The organism is Streptomyces sp. NPDC088354 (assembly GCF_044753585.1).
In the GTDB taxonomy this organism is placed as follows: Bacteria; Actinomycetota; Actinomycetes; order Streptomycetales; family Streptomycetaceae; genus Actinacidiphila.
Map to the genome: position 1 here is coordinate 16,641 of NZ_JBIVNJ010000047.1, position 17,843 is coordinate 34,483.

16 protein-coding genes and 1 pseudogene are annotated in these 17,843 nt (G+C 69.6%); 13 read left to right on the plus strand and 4 right to left on the minus strand.

Annotation, left to right across the window (positions count from 1 at the left end; all coding sequences use genetic code 11):
• Window positions 1-184 precede the first annotated feature (184 nt).
• The 3 genes from ACIP98_RS37085 (at window position 185) to ACIP98_RS37095 (ending at window position 3,294) form a co-directional block, all read left to right on the plus strand.
• Window positions 185-634, plus strand: coding sequence for a DUF6193 family natural product biosynthesis protein (locus ACIP98_RS37085; RefSeq protein ID WP_401980610.1), 450 nt, complete (start codon window positions 185-187; stop codon window positions 632-634).
• 36 nt (window positions 635-670) lie between these two features.
• Window positions 671-1,324 (plus strand): hypothetical protein, encoded by a 654-nt coding sequence (locus ACIP98_RS37090; RefSeq protein WP_401980612.1) that lies wholly within the window; start codon window positions 671-673, stop codon window positions 1,322-1,324.
• A gap of 1,298 nt (window positions 1,325-2,622) precedes the next feature.
• On the plus strand, window positions 2,623-3,294 hold the full coding sequence (locus ACIP98_RS37095) for a DUF6193 family natural product biosynthesis protein (RefSeq protein WP_401980615.1): 672 nt from the start codon (window positions 2,623-2,625) through the stop codon (window positions 3,292-3,294).
• Window positions 3,295-3,415: 121 nt separating this feature from the next.
• Here ACIP98_RS37095 and ACIP98_RS37100 read toward each other — a convergent pair whose 3' ends face one another.
• On the minus strand, window positions 3,416-4,555 hold the full coding sequence (locus ACIP98_RS37100) for a Fic family protein (protein ID WP_401980616.1): 1,140 nt from the start codon (window positions 4,553-4,555) through the stop codon (window positions 3,416-3,418).
• Window positions 4,556-4,717: 162 nt separating this feature from the next.
• On the opposite strand from ACIP98_RS37100, the gene ACIP98_RS37105 reads away from it, so the two are divergent.
• From ACIP98_RS37105 to ACIP98_RS37130, 6 genes and pseudogenes are all read left to right on the plus strand, one after another.
• The gene (locus ACIP98_RS37105) at window positions 4,718-4,987 is read left to right on the plus strand and encodes a type II toxin-antitoxin system prevent-host-death family antitoxin (RefSeq protein WP_319666050.1); all 270 of its coding nucleotides are present in this window, start codon (window positions 4,718-4,720) and stop codon (window positions 4,985-4,987) included.
• Window positions 4,977-5,435, plus strand: a complete 459-nt coding sequence (locus tag ACIP98_RS37110) for a type II toxin-antitoxin system VapC family toxin (RefSeq protein ID WP_319666051.1) — start codon at window positions 4,977-4,979, stop codon at window positions 5,433-5,435. The genes ACIP98_RS37105 and ACIP98_RS37110 overlap by 11 nt, the downstream gene beginning before the upstream one ends.
• A gap of 839 nt (window positions 5,436-6,274) precedes the next feature.
• A pseudogene (locus tag ACIP98_RS37115) lies at window positions 6,275-7,084 on the plus strand (replication-relaxation family protein); the annotation flags it as partial.
• A 41-nt stretch (window positions 7,085-7,125) separates the two neighbouring features.
• Window positions 7,126-7,455 (plus strand): hypothetical protein, encoded by a 330-nt coding sequence (locus ACIP98_RS37120; RefSeq protein WP_401980661.1) that lies wholly within the window; start codon window positions 7,126-7,128, stop codon window positions 7,453-7,455.
• A 279-nt stretch (window positions 7,456-7,734) separates the two neighbouring features.
• Complete coding sequence (locus ACIP98_RS37125; RefSeq protein ID WP_401980619.1) at window positions 7,735-9,144, plus strand: replication-relaxation family protein; 1,410 nt, start codon at window positions 7,735-7,737, stop codon at window positions 9,142-9,144.
• 662 nt (window positions 9,145-9,806) lie between these two features.
• Window positions 9,807-10,481, plus strand: coding sequence for a hypothetical protein (locus tag ACIP98_RS37130; protein ID WP_401980620.1), 675 nt, complete (start codon window positions 9,807-9,809; stop codon window positions 10,479-10,481).
• A gap of 139 nt (window positions 10,482-10,620) precedes the next feature.
• Here the strand turns inward: ACIP98_RS37130 and ACIP98_RS37135 are convergent, their stop codons facing one another.
• Window positions 10,621-11,625: a winged helix-turn-helix domain-containing protein gene (locus ACIP98_RS37135; RefSeq protein WP_401980623.1), complete on the minus strand. Its 1,005-nt coding sequence runs from the start codon at window positions 11,623-11,625 to the stop codon at window positions 10,621-10,623.
• 59 nt (window positions 11,626-11,684) lie between these two features.
• On the opposite strand from ACIP98_RS37135, the gene ACIP98_RS37140 reads away from it, so the two are divergent.
• Entirely contained in the window at window positions 11,685-12,950 is a 1,266-nt protein-coding gene (locus ACIP98_RS37140) for an MFS transporter (RefSeq protein ID WP_401980624.1), read from the plus strand.
• 87 nt (window positions 12,951-13,037) lie between these two features.
• Here the strand turns inward: ACIP98_RS37140 and ACIP98_RS37145 are convergent, their stop codons facing one another.
• A complete protein-coding gene (locus ACIP98_RS37145; protein WP_401980625.1) occupies window positions 13,038-15,536 on the minus strand; it encodes a Helicase associated domain protein in 2,499 nt (832 codons plus the stop codon).
• A gap of 211 nt (window positions 15,537-15,747) precedes the next feature.
• On the opposite strand from ACIP98_RS37145, the gene ACIP98_RS37150 reads away from it, so the two are divergent.
• The 3 genes from ACIP98_RS37150 to ACIP98_RS37160 are packed head-to-tail and all read left to right on the plus strand — an operon-like array spanning window position 15,748 to window position 17,020.
• On the plus strand, window positions 15,748-16,191 hold the full coding sequence (locus ACIP98_RS37150) for a hypothetical protein (protein ID WP_401980627.1): 444 nt from the start codon (window positions 15,748-15,750) through the stop codon (window positions 16,189-16,191).
• Complete coding sequence (locus tag ACIP98_RS37155) at window positions 16,188-16,406, plus strand: nucleotidyltransferase domain-containing protein (protein WP_401980629.1); 219 nt, start codon at window positions 16,188-16,190, stop codon at window positions 16,404-16,406. The genes ACIP98_RS37150 and ACIP98_RS37155 overlap by 4 nt, the downstream gene beginning before the upstream one ends.
• Entirely contained in the window at window positions 16,403-17,020 is a 618-nt protein-coding gene (locus ACIP98_RS37160; protein WP_401980632.1) for a hypothetical protein, read from the plus strand. The genes ACIP98_RS37155 and ACIP98_RS37160 overlap by 4 nt, the downstream gene beginning before the upstream one ends.
• Before the next feature lie 131 nt (window positions 17,021-17,151).
• Here ACIP98_RS37160 and ACIP98_RS37165 read toward each other — a convergent pair whose 3' ends face one another.
• On the minus strand, window positions 17,152-17,697 hold the full coding sequence (locus tag ACIP98_RS37165) for a hypothetical protein (protein WP_401980634.1): 546 nt from the start codon (window positions 17,695-17,697) through the stop codon (window positions 17,152-17,154).
• Window positions 17,698-17,843: the final 146 nt, after the last annotated feature.

Genomic DNA, 17,843 nt, shown 5'->3' on the forward strand with positions numbered 1-17,843 from the left:
CGACCGAGGCAGCCGTTCCGGGCAACGGGGGTTCGGGAACAATCGATCCGTACCGAACCCTGTTGACCCCTCCGTCCTGTATCCGGACGTCGCGGCCCGTGGCAGTCTCGCCGCCGCGCCGAGGGCCGCGGCGGAAGGCCGTCTCGGCGTTGTTCCCGTCCGGTTCTCGGATCTGCTCCATGCGGTGGTGTCGAGCACTGTGCCGGACCGTGAACCGCTGGAGATCAGTGCCCGGTCCTGGGAGCGCCGGTGGTCGCTCCGGGGCACGGACTCGTTCCAGGGCCTGCCCTTGATCGACGGCACGACGGACGGAGCGACCTGGCGGCGATCGCGCGTGCCGCCCGGGCGTGGCACGGGCGGGGCGGCCCTGGACGACATCTGTCGGGCGGCACCCTTTGTGCACCTGACCGGGTGGCTCGAGGTGCCCGACCGCGATCCGGTGCGATGGACGGAATCGCAGTGGAGGAGCCTGCGCCGGGAGGCGGCTGAAATGGAGTACGTCTGGCGCGAGACGTACCAGGCCCTGATCGAGGCGGCGTACGCCGAGCCGGCCCTGCGCGCTCTCTACCCGTTCACCAGCCACTGGGCCGGCCGGTCAGGGTTCTGGACCTCATCTGACGGGCGTCACGCCTGATGTCTTGCCACTGCTGGGGCCTGCAAGGATGGTTTGATGATCAGCGTTGGACGTGCGGCGGAGCTGGCCCGGGCCTTCGTGGAGGAGGATCCGCTCAATGCCCGCGTGCAGTTGGTGCCGATCGAGGGGCATGTGGCGGTGGTGGGTTCGGTGGCCTACTTCGGCTATCAGGATCGCCGCTGTCTGGAGACCGGTGACCCGTCGTGGATGGTGATCGGTATCGGCCCCGTTCGGGTCGATCTGGAGACGGGCGAGTGCCGGATGCTCGGCGCCGTCGAGGCCATGGGCCTGGACCTGTTCGAGGTCGACGGGTTCGAGCTGGTCGGCCCGGGTGGCTGGCGGCTCGTCCCGCCTGAGTTGATGGCCGCTTGGCGGGCCGTCTTCGATGGCGAACCGGCTGCCGCGGACCTTGCGGCGCGTTGTCCGCAGTGCGGCGCGAGGGAGCTCCACCGCTGGTACCGGGTGGACGGCCCGCTCGACGAGGTGTTCGACGGGGTCCGCGCCGTGGCCTACGGCTGGCGTACCGAGTGGTGCGCGGCATGCCACCTGTGCCACGAGGACGGCGACAGCTTCGTCCCGGACTTCTGGCGGTCGCCGTACGACGTACCCGAGGCGTACGACGTGAAGTTCGCGCCCCGGTATGTCGAAGCTGCTCGCCAGAAGGAGCTGGAAGCCAGACAGGAGCGGTGAGTTCGGCTGGTCCTGTTACGGCGCGGCTTGGGTCCCCCTCAGGTTGCAGAGCGGCGGTATGGCGTCACCTGCCGTCCCGGTGGGGGTCGTAGCGGGCTCAGGGGTGCGGTTTGGCGGAGGGCGGCGAAGGTCCACATGCGGCCGCCGGGGGCCAGGGGCTGGTTCTTGGCGTTCTGGCTACGACGAGGTGGCTATGGCCTACCGCTGGGGATATCACCCGCCCTCACTACTGAATGTGCACACCGAACGACTCGGGGCGATTCTTGGTGTGGGCTCGCTGCTGTCCATGACAGCTCCTCTCTCCTGGTGGCGACGCTGCCGTGTGGTGCGAGCTCCTTCCTGGAGGTGACGCGTTGTCTCGAATAGCCGTGTCTCGGGCGCCCCTTTGGCGTCGCCGGGGCGGTCTGCGTCTTTGGGCGGTGTCCGCGAGCGTCGTGGCCTTGGCATCGAGTGTCGTGACAGGTGAGGCGTACGCGGAGGGTCGCCCCACGCCACGTGCGGCGGAGCCTCACGCCTACAGCGGTTCCCTCTACCCGTGCCGCTTCTTCCCGTACCCGGCGGGCTACTGCCTGAGTCGTCCGGGCCGTCCCGGTCCTCCGGGACCGCCTGGGCCGCCTGGGCCGGTGGGTCCGCCCGGTCCTGCCGGGCCACAGGGGCCCGCCGGTCCTGCCGGTCCTGCCGGTCCTGCTGGGCCGCAGGGTGACGCCGGAGCAGACGGTCCGTCCGGGCCTACAGGTCCTGTCGGGCCGCAGGGGCCTACGGGTCCTGCGGGGCCGAAGGGCGATCCCGGTTCGCAGGGGCCGGCAGGCCAGACTGGGCCAGCGGGTCCGGCTGGGCCCCCGGGTGTCGCCAACGCCCGTGTGGTCGTGGGGTCACCCGCCATCTTCGCTACTGTCAGTTGCCCAGCGGGGCAGGTTGCGCTGGGCGGTGGCGGCATCGTTTGGTACGGGGGCGCACAACCCGCTGACGACGTCTATCCCGACCACCAATGGAGGCGGGTCGAACACGGGCGAGCTTGCGAACGGCTGGTTTGCCAGCGCCGGCGTTAGCGGCGGTGAATACACGGCATACGTGATCTGCGCTCCCACGGCGTAACGCGCTTCGGCTTCGCTGGTCGATCGAACGGAAAGCCGTGGGGTCCGAGTTTCCCGGCCCCACGGCTTTCCGTACTCCTGACGACCGCCTCCGTCAGGAAGCCGACTTCTCGGGCCGGGCGAAGATCAGTGCGACTGGGGCCAGGCCCGACGGCCGCCTGATCCTGGTCGCCGAGGACGGCCGCCGACTGGAGCCTTGCCGCAGTGCTGCGGGCTGCGGCGGAAGGCCGTCTCGGCGTTGTTCCCGTCCGGTTCTCGGATCTGCTCCATGCGGTGGTGTCGAGCACTGTGCCGGACCGTGAACCGCTGGAGATCAGTGCCCGGTCCTGGGAGCGCCGGTGGTCGCTCCGGGGCGCGGAATCGTTCCAGGGCCTGCCCTTGATCGACGGCACGACGGACGGAGCGACCTGGCGTCGATGGCTCGTGCCGCCCGGGCGTGGCACGGGCGGGGCGGCCCTGGACGAGATCTGTCGGGCGGCACCCTTTGTGTACCTGACCGGGTGGCTCGAGGTGCCCGACCGCGATCCGGTGCGATGGACGGAATCGCAGTGGAGGAGTCTGCGCCGGGAGGCGGCTGAAATGGAGTACGTCTGGCGCGAGACGTACCAGGCCCTGATCGAGGCGGCGTACGCCGGGCCGGCCCTGCGCGCGCTCTATCCGTTCACCAGCCACTGGGCGCTGCGCTTGTCGGCCACGACCCGCCCGCGGCTGACGGTTGTCGGACCGTGCCTGAGCGCGTACGGCGATGGCACGTACGGAGTGGGCAGGGGCATCATCGGCCAGGACCTGGGCGTCTTCACCACGGCCCGGGAGGCTGTGGCGCTGGCCGTGCACCACCTGCCTGACGGTCTGGCTCCAGTCGCGCTCGGCGGATGAACCTGTCCGGCGGTCGAGCCGTGCGCCACGGCTGCGGCAGCCTCCTGGCTGCAGCGGGCTTCGCCGGGAGCCTGCACGCATCACACCAGGGACGTGATCGGCGGGACGGGTTCCCGGCGGTTCAGCCGGTTGGGGTGTAGGGGTCGGTGAGGGTCATGGGGGTGGCGGAGATGTCCAGTGCTTGTTGCGGGAAACGGTCGCCGGCGGTGTAGTAGCGGGCTCGGGTGCGGCCGACGGGGGTGAGGACCTGGGCGGTGACCAGGTCGCGCAGGTCGCGCTGGGCCTGTTGCAGGCTGAGGCCTTCGGCGCTTTCGTAGCGGGAGCGGCGTACCCGTCCGGCCATGGCGACGTCGTGGAGGGCGGTGATGGTGCGTTCGTCGAGGCCGGTGTGCCGGGCGAAATCGGCGAGTGCTTCCCAGACTTTTCCGGCCCGGGTCAGCCGGCCCTGTACGGTCTGGGCCTGCTGGTGATAGGCGGTCAGGTTGAAGCGGATCCAGCCGGCGACGTCCTGGTCGGGCAGGTAGTGGGCGCCGCGCCGGGCGAGTTCCCGGTAGTACTCCCAGGTGTTGCCCGGCCGCCCGAGCCATGCCTCGATGGAGGAGAACTCCGGAGCCAGGACGCCTTCTCGCGCGATCATCAGGGTCTGCAGTGAGCGGGACATCCGGCCGTTGCCGTCGGCCCATGGGTGGATGGACACCAGATGCAGGTGCGCCATGGCTGCCCGGACCAGGGGGTGGCTGGCGTCGTCGGTGCCCAGCCAGTCGACCAGTTCCTGCATGAGCGCGGGGACTGCCTCGGCGTCGGGGGCGGTGTAGGCGGCGATGCTCGGGTCGCGGGCGTCGGTGACGTAGCCGGGGCCGCGACGCCACTGTCCGGCGGGTTTGCGCGGACTGTGGCGGTGCCCTTGGAGCATCCAGTGCAGGGCGTTGAGGAAACTCTTGCTGTAGGTGAAGTCGCCAGAGTCGTGCAGCGTTTGGATGTAGGTCGTCATGCGCTGGTGGGCGAGGGTCTCCTGTCGGTTCTCCTCGGACACCTCGACGTCCCGCTCACCCTCCATCAGGTCTTCCACATCCACGGTGGCGACCTTGAAACCCTCGATGGAGTTGGATGCTGCCACGGCGTCGGCGGTGAGGAACTTGCGCAGCCCTTGAGTCCATTTGGTCGTGGAGCGGACCTGGTGGCGCAGGGCCGAGCGCATCTGGTCGATGTCGCCGAGCACTCGCTGGTCTTCACCGGTGAGGGAGGGCGTGGGATACAACATAAAGGAATAATAGAGTGATGCAATCATTGCGTCATGGCCGCGGGGCGCCCGCACAACGACGCCGCTGTGCCCGCCTTCGCAACGCCTTGCCGGTGCGCTGCCGCTCCGGGGCGTGGTGCTATGAGGTGGCACCAGGTAGCACTGGGTGGGTACGGTAGGGATATGACAGCACAGCCGGAGATCACCCAGCGCGATCTGCGTACCAGGTCAAAAGAGATCATGGACGCTGTCCAAGACGGCCAGGCATTCGTCGTCACGCGGGACGGTCACCGTATCGGTGAGCTGGTTCCGCTGCGGCGGCGTCGCAGGTTCGTTCCCCGCGGCGAGTTCACTGCCATGTCGAAGGCTGCCCCGGATGTGTCGCTGGAGGCGTTTCGCGCCGACCAGGAAGCCACCGCGGACCAGGAGCCGAGTGATCCCTATGCCCGCTGAGTATCAGCAAGGCCTGCTGGACACGAACATCATGATCCTGCGCAGATGGGTGGACCCGGAAGAACTGCCCGCCGAGGTCGCGATCAGCGCCATTACCCTGGCCGAGTTGTCGGCCGGCCCTCACGAGGTCCGTAGGAACAACGAGCAGGACGACTACGACGAGTACGCCGAGCGCGGCCGACGCATGGACGTGCTGCAGCGCGCGGAGAACGAGTTCGATCCCATTCCCTTCGATGCGGAGGCCGCGCGCATCTACGGAAGGGTCTGCGCCGCCGTGATCGGGGCGGGCCGCAAACCCCGGCGTCGGGTCGCCGACTTGATGATTGCCGCGATCGCCATCGCTGAGGACTTGCCGTTGTTCACCACCAACCCGGACGACTTCAAGGGCTTGGACGATCTGCTGACCGTCGTTCCGGTCACCCGCCCCGTGGTACTGCACGACCGCTGAACGGCCGCACGCCCACCACAGTCGTTCGAGGCCCCGGATCATTCAGCCTCCTCCGGAGGGGCGCGATGCCGCCGTGGCCGCATGTGCGATGATGCCCAGCCGGGAACGGCAGCCTCGGTGTCCGGCGTTTGGTCTGCTCACCACCGCAGGTCGCCGCGCCGGGCGGCAGCTCACCGCTCCACGGCCGCCCCCCTGACGCGGATCTTACGCCGCGACGGGCTTGCGGGTTTCCTCGTGGGAGGGCGAGTCAAGGGCGTGTTGTCCGGTGCGACCGTGCGTGCCGCAGACTCGTTGCCGTCGTGGAGATCGCCTGTGTCCTCCCGTGTCACGGGCCGGAAGATGCAGTCGGTTCTGTATGCGGCTGTGGGGGATCGAGCACTACTGACACCTGCGGCATGAGCCCGCTGCGCGACTGCACCTCGGGCACCTGGAGCACGGGTCCTGCACGGACCGGCTGCCGCCGTGGCCGTGTCCCTGCCGTGGGTCTGCCGCGGTTGAGGGGGCCCCGGGGGGTGTCCGGGCGGCGGGCCGGAGTGTCTGTCGGCCCCTGCACTCTTCCCTACATTGCCCCCTACGCCTTCCCCTACGGTGAACTTCCCTGCCCGGTGCTGTATTCGTGCAGGTCAGCGGGCATGTGCCGGGCGGCGGTGGCGGCGACAGCCCCTTTGCTCGTGTCGTTGTCTGTCAGTGGTGGGTGGTGGAGTGGTCGTGGCGGGGCTTGTCGATGGGGCCCTGGGTGCCCGCCCGGCCCCCTGGGGTGTGCGTGCGCGGCCGCCAGCCGCGCCGCCCCGCGGGCGGCCCGGGGAGCCGGTGCGGCCTCCATCGGGCGGCCGGTCGGGATGTCAAGCGGCGGCGGGAGAAGGGGGAGCAGGGTGACAGGGAGCAGGCGGTGGCCGTACGGGTCGACGGCCCGGGTGCGGGGCCTGGTGCTGTTGGCGCTGGGGGTGGTGAAGGTCGCAACGGCCGGACAGCTGCGACAGCTGGTGCTGCCGGGAACGGCGGATGCGCAGACGGTCCGCAACGCGTGCAAGGACCTGAAGGCGGCCGGGCTGGTGGAGACGGTGGGGTCGGCCAACCGGCCCGGCCGGTCGGGCAAGCCGGTGGCCGAGCACGTGTGGAACTTGACCACGGCCGGGCTGGCGGCCGCCGCCGGCGAACTCGGCCGATATCCCAGGGAGATGGGCGGTACCGCCCGGGAAGCTGCGAAAGCCGGCGCCGCGCACGCGCTGAAAGTGACCGACACCATCGACGCGTTCCGCCAGTCACCACCGCAGCCCACCCACCCCGTCCCCCGCCGCCACCCCCGTCTCGCCGGCGAAGCCGGGCCCGTAGCCGGCACCGGGGCCGCCCCCACACCCCCAAGCGCGGGTCCTGGCACCGGCACCGAGCCCGACCCGCCACTCCAGCCGCGGCTACGGCTCGTAACCGACCGGCCGCGCGGACTGGGCACCCTGCGCGGCTGGACGACCGAAGTGATCCTCCCGGTCACCGGAACCTTCACAGCACCCGGCAGGGGCAGCCTGCGGGCCGACGCGGTGCTGACGGCACCACAGGACCAGATGCCCGTGCTGTTCGTGGAGGTCGACAACCACACCGAACCAGCAGCTGTACTGGCGGACAAGATCGCCCGCTACCACCGCTTCTTCCAGCGCACCGCGAACGGCCACGGCGTAGGGGACACCGTCCCGCTGTGGTCGACACGGTGGGAGGACTCCGGCCGCGGGGCTACCCGCCGGTGGCGATCGTCTTCACCCGACGGGTCAACCCCCAGGTACTGCAACGCCGCATCAGCGACGTCGCCCGCCTCTCGGCCCCTTACTGGCAGGGCACCTGGCAGGCCGGCCCGTACACCGACGCTTCGGGCAAGCAGGACGGCTGGCGCGGCTACGACCGCACGGTGCCCGTCCTGGCCACCACCTTGGACCGGCTGGCTGCTGATGGCCCGTACGGCCCGGTGTGGTGGCGCTTCGGCCACAGCGTCCACGAGGCGCTCACCACCGCCCTGGACAACCCATGGTGATCGCTGTGGGGCCGCCGCGGTTCCTGGCCGGGCGGCTTGGGGTTCTCCTTCGGTGCCCACTTGGGTGCCCCGCACCCTGGGAGGGGAGGAAACCCCTGGTCAGCCCCCGAAATCGGGCGGTTCCGGGATTGTCACAACCTTTTTATTGTCAGTGGAGGAGGAGACCCTTGGGGCTCCCGGGGGTCCGGGGCCCCGCAGGGGGCGCTCGGGCCGCTGGGGCCGTAGGGATGGTGGGGCGTCCGGCCGGGGGCCGGCCGCGACGGGAAGGGGGCGGTGCTGATGGCGGGCAGACGCAAGACGAACCCGGCGGGGTCCTCGAACGATCTGCGGGGTGATGTGCTGCGCGTGCTGGGGGTGTTGAAGGTCGCCACGGCCGATCAGATCCAGCGGATCGCCGCGCCGCACCTGTCGTTCCGGCACACGGACAAGGAGACCCCGTCGATGCGGAAGACCGCCCGCACCGCCGCGCACGCCGGGGCGCTGTCTGATCTGCGCAAACAGGGCCTGTCCGAGAACGGCGGGGTCACCACGGGCGGGGAGACCCTACGCAACCTGACCGTCAAGGGCCTGGAAGCCGCCTCCCACGAGCTGCGGCGCCCACTGTGGGAGATGGGGGGCCCGGCCCGCGGCGCGGGCAGCACCGGAGCACCACACCCGATGTCCGTCAACGAGACCGTCATCGCCCTGCTCCGCCCGAGGCCGGACGTGGCCCTACTGGCCGGTGAGCCGCCCGAAGCCCTCGCCGCGGCGCAGGCCGCCGTCAAGTCCCCGCCTGGTCTCGGGAACATTACTTCCTACGCCACCGAGGTCCCGCTGCCGGCCACGGGCACGTGGAACGCGCCGGGCCGGGGCGGCGCCCAGGCCGACCTCGTGCTGACCGCCCGGCAGGACGGGGTGCCGCTGCTGTTCGTCGAGGTCGACAACTGTCACGAGAGCGCCGAGGAACTCGCGGACAAGCTGGAGAAGTACGCGCGGTTCTTCCAACGGCAGGTGAAGGACACCGACGGGCAGGAGCGGCCGATGTGGCGGACCCGCTGGCCCGCCCCGGGCGGCCAACTCGGGTACGACATGCCGCACCCGCCGGTGCTGCTGGTCTTCCACCGCATCGGCGCCCGCAACCCGGACCTCACCGTCCCCCGCCTGACCGACCTGACCCGCCACCTGTGGCAGGGCACGTGGCACCGGGAGGACGGCTTCCACACCTACGACGGCAAGATCCCGATCATCGCGACCGGGCTGAACAACCTGCGCAAGCACGGCCCCACCGGGCCAGTGTTCCTGCGCTTCGGCCGGACCGACATGCAGAGCCTGACCGACGCGATCGGCAACCCCCGCAAAGACGCCGCCCACGCCCGCGCCCGGGAGGCACAGATCGCCCGCCAGGCCGCAGCCGAGGCCGAACAGCAACGCAAGGCCGAGAAGAAGGCAGCCGAGCGCGAAGCCAAGCGCCCGGCCTGCGCGCAGTGCGGGGCGAAGTTCCCCGACACCCGCTGGAAAGCCGCCCGCAGATCCCCCGAGGCCAACACCCACTGGCACCCGAGCCTGTGCGAGGAATGCGAAAGCCACGCCAGAATCGCCGCGCTCCAGGCCGAACAGGACGAACGCGAACGCCGCGAGCAGGAAGAGGCAGCAGCTGCTGCCGAAGCCGCCCGCAAGGCCGGCCGCTGGCTCGCCCGCTTCCGCACCTGACCCGGGCAAGCCGAACGCGCGCGGGGCAAGCTCGCCATCACCGGGGGCTTGCCCAGCGCGCACGCTCGTGAACACGCCGAGCGTCAAGCTGCAACCGCCGAGCAGGGCCGCCGCCGGGCCGCGCGAGAACTGTGGACAGGGCACGCGAGGACAGGACCGGGTGAGGACTCCGGCCCCTGCCGACAACTGTCCCGGAGGGTAGCTTCCACCGGTGCCTGGACGGTGGCCTGCACCGTAGCGTGCACAGGTGCACCGAAGGTAGCGCCGAAGGTAGGAACGCCCGTCTCCGGCTGAGGAGTGTTGCTGCTGGTCAGAACCCGTGGGCAAGCCGGTACCGGACGGCGACACCTCTCCCAGCAACAGTCTGGGAGAGGTCTGGGCTCCACAAGAGCGGGCCGGCGTGCCGGGCGGGGGCGGCCCGGGGGCTCCCCGGACAGACGCGAGGCCCCCGGGAACCACGGGGAGAAGTTCCGGGGGCCTCGCTGTGCACTTACAGTCGCGGTGCTCAACGACCAAGCCGTGCGAGCGTCACGCCCAAAGGCTCTGAGCGTCTGTGCAGTCATAGGGTTGGGGGCTGAAGCGCAAGCGTGGCCTGTAGCGAGGGGGAGCGGATGGTGGCGGGTGTTGGTGCGGTGCGTCGGGCAGGAGCGCCGGGTGGGCGAGTGGCATTGCTTGCCAGTCCGTTGCTGGGGCCGTCTGTCTGGCAGCCCGTGGCCCAGGCGCTTGCCCGCAACGGCGTGGAGGCCGTTTCCGTCGCACACCGGGGACCCGCCCCGCGCTGCGCTCGTGAGGTGCTGGAGCAGTTCCTGGGGGCGTTGGACGAGGACGTCGATTGGGTCCTCGTCCCCCACAGCAATGCCGGGCTGTATGTCCCGGCGCTTTCGCGGCACCGCCGGGTAGCGGCGGCTGTGTTCGTTGATGCACGGCTTCCGGAGCGTGCGCCGTCCTTCCCGATGTCTTCAGCGGCATCCCTTGCGTTCCTGGCCGACAAGACGGACGAGAACGGGCTGCTGCCCCCGTGGAGTCAGTGGTGGCAGGACGACATCGCAGCGTTGTTTCCCGACGAAGAGACGCGTGCGCGGGCCGAACAGGAGATGCGCCGGCTGCCGCTGGCCTACTTCGAAGACTCCATGGACGGTTCGAACCGGGAAGACCTTCCCGGCGCCTACCTGGCTTATGGCGATACCTACAAGGCGGAACGTGGACAGGCCGCGCTCTGGGGATGGCCGGTCGCCACGATCGAGGGCGAGCATCTGCAGATGGTCATGGATCCCGATCAAACAGCACAGACGATCATCAAGCTCATGCAGGAAATGGGCGTCCTCCCCGGGCACTGACCATGAGATGAGCACGGTTTTGCCGTGGAGAGGCTGACCTCCAGGAGGGCACTCAACAACTCGACAGGCTGGGCCTGGCTGTCCCCTGCCCTACAAGGGTCGGGCTGGGGTACTACCCGTGCGGAGTCCCGGCCTGGCCTTATGCAGGTGCGCTCGCCTCTCGGGTTGTCGCGGGGGCGGCGAGGATGTTGCCGGTTTTGGTGCGGTGGTAGACGACGCGTTTGCCGATCCTTGTCTTGTCGACGAGGTCTGCATTGCGGAGCACGGCCAGGTGGTCTCCGACGGTCCCGAGGGACAGGCCGAGGTGGGCGGCGAGTTCGCTGGTGGTCGCCGGGCGCCTGAGTTCGTGGAGGATGGCGGCGCGCCCCTTGCCGATCAGGCGTCCCAGGGCCTGGCCAGGTGCTGGGTGGGCTTGTGTGGGGGCGGTTCCGCGGGCCGGGTAGACCAGGGCATAGGAGGCCGGGGGCCTCTCGCACAGCCACGTGCCTGCGGATATCGCGGCGATCGGGACGAACTGCATGCCGTCCTGCCCGACGACGCGGTCGGGGGAGGGACGGTCGCTGAAGCGGATGGCGTCGGTGCCGACCCAGGCGCTGCGGCGGCTCATCTGCTGCAGGGCGCGGGGCCAGCCGTAGGCGGCCAGGAGCCCGGCCCGGTAGGTGACGTCCCGTTCCAGCAGTGCCCGGCGACGGGCCCAGTCCGGGGCGACGTGGGCGGTCCAGATGTGCCGGAACAGGGCGGCGGTCCTGGCGGCCAAGGCGCGCCCGGCCAGCCAGCGAAGGTCGTGCTCCTTCGAGCTGTGTGCCGCCGATTTCTCCAGTTCGCAGCGCACGGTGCTGTCGGGTATACGGGCTGTCTGTGCGAGTTCGCTGTCGATGGTGGTGTGCATGCCCGCAGTGGGCGGGATCACCACGTGGCCGGGCATCCACGTGGTGGAGGTCAGCAGCCCGACGAGGCCGCGGGCGAAGGGGTCAGCGTCCAACCCCGCCCGGAACGCCGCTTGGTGGCGGTCACGCCAGGGAGCCAGCCACGGATCGGCGTACGACGCATTCAGCACCATGATCGACGCCAGGGTCTCCGCCAGCGGCGACAACGAGAACCGGGACCGCGACAGGGCCAGGGAACTCAGCCGCAGCAGCGTCATCTTTCGCCTCCCGCCGAAACGATAGCGCCCGCGCCTGCGCCTTCCCCAGACTCCAGCCCGTGCTCCCATCACTCCTCCTGCAACGGGACTTCCGCTGGTTCTTCACCGCGCAATCGGTGTCCCAGCTCGGTACTTCGATGGCGCCGGTCGCGCTGGCCTTCGCGATCCTGGACGCCTCCGGAAGCCCCGGCGACCTCGGCATCGTCCTGACCGCCTACATGGTGCCGCTCCTGCTGTTCCTCCTGGTCGGCGGAGCCACCGCCGACCGCCTCCCACGCCGCACGGTACTGACGGCCGCGAACCTGGGCTGCGCCCTCACCCAGGGCGCCGTCGCCGCCCTGCTACTGACCGGCCGCTACGCCCTGCTGCCGGTGGCCGCCCTGGGCTTCAGCAACGGCGTCCTGGCCGCGTTCACCACCCCGGCCCTGCGCGGCATCGTGCCCCAACTCGTCCCGGGAGACCGGCTTCGCCAGGCGAACGCGCTCCTGAGCTCCGTACGCAATACCACGAAGATCCTCGGGCCGAGCCTGTCGGGCGTGCTGGTAGCTGCGGGGGGCGGGGGGCCGGCCATCGCCTTCGACGCGCTGACCTACCTGTGCGCAGCGGCATGCCTGACCCGGCTGTCCCCCCTCAGCGCTCCACCGACTGCCCGCCGTTCCCCGGGTCTGTTCACCGACATCCGCGGTGGCTGGGCCGCCTACCGCCGCATCCGTTGGGTCTGGATGGTGTCGCTCGCCTTCTGCGTGGTCAATGGGGTGCAGGTCGGCTCCTGGCAGATCCTGGGCCCTGTGCTCACCCGCCAAGTCGATGGCGAGGCGGCCTGGGGGTTCGTGCTCAGTGCCCGTGGCGTGGGCTTGCTGGTGATGAGCGCGCTGATGTACCGGCTGACCGTCCGGCACCTACTGCGACTGGGTCAGCTGGCGAGCGTGCTGGGCGCACTGCCACTCCTGGCGCTGGGCGCCCACCTGCACGCCCCCTGGCTGATCGCCGCCGCCTTCACCGCCGGACTGGGATCCTCCATCGCGTCCGTCGCCTGGGACACCTCACTACAGGAACACGTCCCGTCACACGCGCTGTCACGCGTGTCGTCCATCGACGACCTGCTGTCCTACATCGCCATCCCCGCAGGCCAGTTGAGCGTCGCCCCGCTCGCCGACCGGTTCGGAGGATTCCACGTGGCCGCGGCGGCCGGCGTCGTCTACGCCGCGGCGGTCGTGACCCCTCTGGCCTCCAAGGCCGTACGCCGCCTGCCCCACGGACAGGGCGCCAGCAACCCCGTCGATGGCGGCACCGCCACCAGGCCCCCTGAACCCGTCAGTACGTAGGTGCGCACCATTGCCCGGCAGCAGCGCTCTCGTAGCGCAAGGGCTGGGCTGGGGTCCCTGCCCAGCCCTTCCTGCGTGCTGCGGCTGCTACCAGCGCATGCCGAGTGCGTCGAGTTCGGTCCGTCGTTCCTGGGTGAGCTTGTCGGCTCTGCGGCGGGTGTTGTCGAGGAACTGGCCCAGCTTGATGTCCGTGACTGTCCCGTCGGGCTCGGTGAGCTGCTCGACGTGCTTCCGGGGCACCTGCAAGGCCCCCTCGCGGGTGTGGAACTGTCGGGCGGCTCGGAGGTTGATCGCCCACTTGTCTGCCTGTGTACGCGGCGTCTGCGGCCTCTCCGAGGGGTCCGCCGGGGTGAGGTGGAGCATGTTCTGAAGCATCCAGGCCTGCGCGGGCAGCAGCTGCTCCCACCCGATGCGCTGCGCCTGGACCCACGCGCCCAGGTCTTCGCCCTGCACGCTCACCTGTCCCGGCTCGGTCGGGAGCGGCTGGCGGTCCTCGATGATCCTGCGGCACAGCCGGTAGCTGCGCTGCCAGGCCACGGGCCAGGACGGGCACCAGGACGGGTCGATGGCCTCCAGGGCGTCCCGGCGTTCTTCGGTGAGGGCGCCGGCGGTGGAGCCGACCGGCAGCCCTTCCTCGCGCCGCTGCTCGATGGTGTTCGCGAGCCGTCCGGCGGTCCGCTGGTTCTTCAGCCAGACCCCTACCGGGTAGTCGTTCCAGACCGCCGTGGCGGGCGGCAGCAGATGACCATGCTCCGCCGCCCACTGTGCCGCCGCTGACAATCCCTCGGCGAAGGCGACGTCCCAGTGCGACCACACCATGCCCAGCTCATCCAATTCAGCGGCCCGCTTCGGCTTCATTCCACCCGAATTGAAAAACCTCCGCTGATCCGCGATCCACGTTCCCAGAGGAAAACCAGCGGGGTCCCAGTCCTCCGGCGTGACGAAAGCGTAGGGGACTTTCAAATCCCCGTTCTCTTTCACATACCGGGTTGCTGCCTGAATCCCGGCACGCCAATAGGTGTTCTCCGGCCGGATCACACGCAGGCTCATGAACCGGGCCAGAATCGCCGGGTCACGCGGCGTGGAGAACGACAACAGGCCCTGCGCCGGAGCCGACAGACCGCTCTCCCCGCTCTGCTCGCCTTCTCCACCCGGGCCACCCGGACCGCCGGTTGCGGCGCTCTCAGCAGCCGGCGTCTTCGTGGCGCGGCTGGGGGCTTGCTGCTCCGCCAGGCGTTCGATGGTCTCGGTGTCGTGCGAGCGCAGTGCGGCCATGACCTTGGCCAAGCTGTTGTAGCCCTTGGAGGTGAGCATGGCGTCGGGGTCTTCACCGGGGGCGAGGAACACCGGCACGACCAGGCTGGCGACTTTGCCTTCTCCGGGCTGCATGCGCAGCGCGCGGCCGACGATCTGGAGGATGTCGACGGCCGATCCGCGCACGTCCCCGAAGAACACGCTGTCGCAGCTTTTGGTGTCGACGCCCTCGCCGAGGACGCGAACGCTGCTCAGCAGCCGCAGTCGCATCGGCACCAGCTCCCCGGCATTGCCTTCCCCGACGGGGTCGGCGAACGTGGCCAGGGTCTGGCGCCGGTGGGTGGGGGAGTGCTCCCCGCACAACCACGATGCCCACACCCGATCAGGCTCCGCATAGGTCTCGGGGTCGTCCTCCCACAACCGTCGGGCGACTGCCGGCACCCCGGCCGCCATCGCCTCCGCCTCACTCGTGCGGTAGTGGAAGGTCAGCATGCGGCGCAGGCCACGGACGGCAGCGGTCTTCACCGCAGCCGTCTGCAGCGCCGCAAGACGCGACCCGCGCACGGTGTCGGAACGCGACTCCATCCCCAGCAGCACCGCCGCCTGGAGCTCCGGATCGGTGACGTCCACACACACCACCTGATACGCCGCGACCAGCCCCCGATCCCGCGCCTGCGACAGCGTCAACTTGTAAGCGACCGCCCCGAACAACCCCTCCGGATCGTCCTCCATCGACGCCACCAGCACCGGCCCCGCACCGCCGTCCTCGGGCGCCTCCCACACCCGCGGCGTCGCCGTCATGTACAACCGCCGATCAGCAGGAATCCGCGCGTTGTCGTGGACCGCAGCCCACGGCTTCGAACCCCGACCACTCGTACGGTGCGCCTCGTCCACGATGATCAGTGACCAGGGTGAAAGGCCTGCTGCGTGGGCCCGTTGGAGGGCGCCCATGCCCACCGAGGCGTACGTGGCGAACACCGTGACGGTCTCCAGCCCGTGCGTCCACGCCACCAGCTCGTCCACGTCCGTCGTGCACGCGAACGGGGCCTCATCGGCCCGCAGCGAACAGATCCCGTAGAACGCCCCGCTACGGCCGCCGGCACGCCACGCGGCCGCCATCTGCGTCAGCAAATCCAGCGTGGGCACCAGCACCAAAACCCGGCCCGCCCGCAATTTCCGCGCGGCCAGAACACCGATGAACGTCTTTCCCGAACCGGTCGCCGCAATGACCTGGGCCCGCAGACCCTGCGCAGGCATTTCCTGACCCGGAGCCAATTCCAAGGCTCGCATAGCCGCATCAGACGCCTCGACCTGATGCGGCAGCGGATCCATTTCTGCTTTCTCGGATTGATGAGCGACGGTTGTTTTTCACTGGTTTGCGTCGTGTGTTTTCACTGGTGCGGGTTGGGGTGGTGGGTGTGGGGGGTGTCGTGGGGTTGGTGAAGGGGGCTGTCGTTTCGCGGGTGGGGTGAATGACGGTTGTGTGGGGGCGTGTTGGGTGGTTTGGGGTTCGGGGGAGTGGGGGTTTGGTTACGCTCGGTGGGTGGCTTCATTTGCGGGTGATCCGCGGCATGAGCGTCTTGTGGGTGTTTTGGTTCCGTTGCTTCGACGGTCGTGTCCGGCTGGCGGTGGCGGGTTTGGTGGGTCGTACGAGTTGCGGCTGGGCGCCGACGAGGCGGAGGCGTTGGGCGGAGTCGGGCTGATTCGTTCGGCGATGCGTAAGGCGGCACGGTCGTTGGGCTGGTCGCGGTTGCAGACCTACGGTGGTTCCTACCCGCAGGTTGCCGTGGCGGGGGTGGTGGATCGGCGGGAGGTCCCGGAGGAGTTCGCCGGGGTCGTCGAGGACTACCGGATGGAGCGGATGAGAGCCATGGCTGAGGTGATGTCGCAGACGCTGCAGGACGGCAGGCGCAGGTCGGTGCCGGGTTCTGTGTTCGTGACGACACAGGAGTTCCGTGCTGCCTTCGCCGAGAGCGTGCCGGGGTGAAGCGGGAGCGGGCGACTCGGCTGCTCGAGGACGTGATTGCTCGTCTTGAGCAGGGCGGTTGGCCGCTGGGTCTGGTGGACGAGGTGTACGTGTTCGGGTCGTACGCGCGGGGCGCGCTGGATCCGGGGGACGTCGATGTCGTGGTGGAGCACGGCACGGACAAGCGGTGGCTGGGTGAGTCGCTGCACGCATCAACGGTCGCGATGCGTATGTGAGCATGCGCCAGGCTTTGCGTGGCCGCACCCGAGGTATCGCCTTCCAGTTCCGGGGGCGTGATTCGTTGCGCGCCGAGGGATTCGAGTTGTTCTTGCTGTGGCGCAAGGGCGAGTCTTTCGCACTGGCCCGGGAGCGCCTGGCCTCTTTGAAAGCGGATCCTTCGGCGGGCCGGGCTCCGCGAGATCACATGCTGGCGGCGTTCGAAGGCATGGAAAGCCTTGTCCCGAGGCTGGCGAGGATCGAGCTGTTCAACCGTCATGAGGCAGGGCGCATCACGGTGACGCCGCTCACGCTCCGCGACGAGTTCCCCGCCGACGAGGAAGCCGCCCTTCATGTGAGGCGCCGGTGGGTGGAGACCAGTCCGCTGCGCCGGGCCGCGGCATGCGCGCTGGCCACGCTGGAGGATCAGGGCATCGACCTGGGCGGGGTCGTTCTGCACGGTAAGAGGCTGTTCGGCCGCCGCCAGCCCGAACGCTGTTTCGTGGATCTCGGCTGGAACAGCTTCTGGCACATGGGGCGCCGTCTCGACGCTGGCGTGAGCTGGCTGGAGGTCATGCGCCCGCACGTGACCAAGCCCATGGACGCGCTGTTCATCCGGCCCGTTCCGCGCTGACAGACGCCAGGTCCCTCCAGGGCAGACGTGTCAGCGGCCGGTTGGCTTTTCCCGCTCGTGGCCATCTCAATTTCTCTCTGTGACCGCTGCCCTTCCCCTGCTGATGGCCACTTTGTGCACGGAACGTGAGGTCATCCTCGCCGGTGCTCGCCCCACCACGGCAGGATCGGTGGCAGGTCGCTGAGCCCGCGCTTTGGCCGTTTCGGGATCGGTGACTGGCCGTCGTCTCCTTCCCAGCGGCGTGCGTATTGGTCGGGGAGGCTGCCCCAGCCCCAGTAGGGAACCGGGTGGTCGGGGACCTCGCGGAGTTCGTCGAGCGGATCGATGTGCTTGTCCGCCACCGTGCAGAGGTGGGCCCAGTCGTCGCCCATGTCGAAGACGTAGGCGAACTGCTCGCCGGCTTGCAGTCTGTTGAGCTTGGTGGCGTGGCCGTCCACGGTGTTGTCCGGGGCGTCGCCGTCCCACCAGTCCTGGGGGCTGACCCTGGTGCCGTCGGAGAGCGTGAACAGGTGCAGGTGGGCCAGGTCCCAGCGGCCGAAGGCGAGATCGATGGCCGTGGCGAACTGAGCGAAGGAGTGCGAGCGTGCGGCGGCCAGGACCCGGCCGGGGCGTGGCCATAGATGTGCTCCGTGTCCGGAGACCAGTTCCACTCGGATGGACAGCCAGGTACGTGCCACGACCTCAACTCCTTCATGTGCCAGGTCCGCGAGCCGGCACTGAGGCTACTGAGTGTGACTGCCGCGTGGGGAATCGGGCTGGCCGTACGTGAGGGAATTCGTCCTGGCCGCGACGGGCATACGCGTCGTCGGTGGCGCAACCCCAG